This is a genomic window from Vogesella mureinivorans (assembly GCF_007644035.1).
Taxonomy (GTDB): domain Bacteria; phylum Pseudomonadota; class Gammaproteobacteria; order Burkholderiales; family Chromobacteriaceae; genus Vogesella; species Vogesella mureinivorans.
Genome location: NZ_VMTV02000086.1, coordinates 1 through 382, shown reverse-complemented (window position 1 = coordinate 382; position 382 = coordinate 1). Strand labels below are relative to the sequence as shown.

Here is a 382-nt window from a genome sequence, read left to right as displayed (position 1 = left end):
GTGGCCGGCGGCATCCGCTCGGTCGAAGATGCGCGCGCCATCCTGTTCGCCGGCGCCGACAAGGTGTCGGTGAACTCGCCGGCGCTGGAGCGGCCCGAGCTGATCGACGAACTGGCCGAGGCCTTTGGCGTCCAGTGCGTGGTGGTCGGCATCGACAGCCTGCGCGACGAAGACGGCGAGTGGCGCGTACGCCAGTACACCGGCGACCCCAGCAAGACCCGCGCGCTCAGTCGCCGCACGCTCGACTGGGTGGTCGAGGTGCAGCAGCGCGGCGCCGGCGAGATCGTGCTGAACTGCATGGGCACCGACGGCGTGCGCGCCGGCTACGACATCGAACAGCTGCGCGCCGTGCGCGAGCTCTGCCGCGTGCCGCTGGTGGCCA

Annotated in this window: 1 protein-coding gene; it reads left to right on the top strand. The window is 71.7% G+C overall.

Translation table 11 applies throughout. From position 1 onward, the window contains the following. Positions 1–382: HisA/HisF-related TIM barrel protein (locus tag FLQ44_RS02070; RefSeq protein ID WP_240801162.1), on the top strand; the 382-nt coding region annotated here is incomplete at both ends.